The organism is Micromonospora sp. M51, from assembly GCF_018070305.1.
Taxonomy (GTDB): domain Bacteria; phylum Actinomycetota; class Actinomycetes; order Mycobacteriales; family Micromonosporaceae; genus Micromonospora; species Micromonospora parva.
Map to the genome: position 1 here is coordinate 1 of NZ_JAGPXZ010001289.1, position 916 is coordinate 916.

Sequence of the window (916 nt, forward strand, 5' to 3'; positions counted from 1 at the left end):
GACCTGCTGATCCGTGGGCTGGCGTTCCAGGCCAGCTTCCTGTCCGCGACCGCCGTCGCCGCCCGGTTCGGCGCCGCCGCCGTCGGCGCCCACCAGATCGCCCTGCAACTCTGGTTCTTCACCGCGCTGGTGCTCGACGCCCTCGCCATCGCCGCACAGTCCCTGGTCGGCGCCGCGCTCGGCGCCGGCGACGACGCGGGGGCGCGGGCGCTCGCCCGCCGGATCGGGCTGCTCGGCGGCGTCTGCGGCGTGGGCTTCGCGCTGCTCATCGCCGCCGGCGCCGGCATCGTGCCGTCGTGGTTCAGCTCCGATCCGGGGGTACGCGAGCAGGCCGCCGTCGCCTGGCCGTGGTTCGTCGTCATGCTGCCGCTGGCCGGGGTGGTGTTCGCCCTCGACGGCGTGCTGATCGGCGCGGGCGACGTGCGTTACCTGCGCAATCTCACCATCGTGGCGGCGCTCGGCGGCTTCCTGCCGGCCATCTGGCTGGCGTACGCGCTCGATCTCGGGCTGGGCGGCATCTGGGCCGGGCTCACGGTGTTCGTGGTGATCCGGCTGGTCGCCCTGCTGCTGCGGCTGCGCAACGGCGGCTGGGCGGTGACCGGCGCGGTCCGCTGAGCACCCCGCCGGTCGTCCGGGTCACCCGGGGGCCCGCCCACGCACTCTCCGACAGCGGTCATCTGGCAGGCTTGGCCGACGTGAGCACCGATGGTCTGATCGTGGTCGACAAGCCCGGCGGCATGACGTCGCACGACGTGGTGGCGCGGATCCGCCGACTGGCCAGGACCCGACGGGTCGGGCACGGCGGCACCCTCGACCCGATGGCCACCGGGGTGCTGGTGATCGGTGTCGGCCGGGCCACCCGGTTGCTGACGTACGTGATCGGCGCGGGCAAGAGCTACACCGGCACCATCCGGCT

General features: G+C 74.1%; 1 protein-coding gene and 1 pseudogene. Both read left to right on the forward strand.

Translation table 11 applies throughout. The features are described from left to right. Positions 1-615, forward strand: a 615-nt coding sequence (locus KBX53_RS34340; protein WP_247676621.1) for an MATE family efflux transporter, incomplete at its 5' end; no start/stop codon positions are given. Between the two features lie 122 nt (positions 616-737). Next, positions 738-916 (forward strand): annotated as a pseudogene (gene truB / locus KBX53_RS34345) (tRNA pseudouridine(55) synthase TruB); the annotation flags it as partial.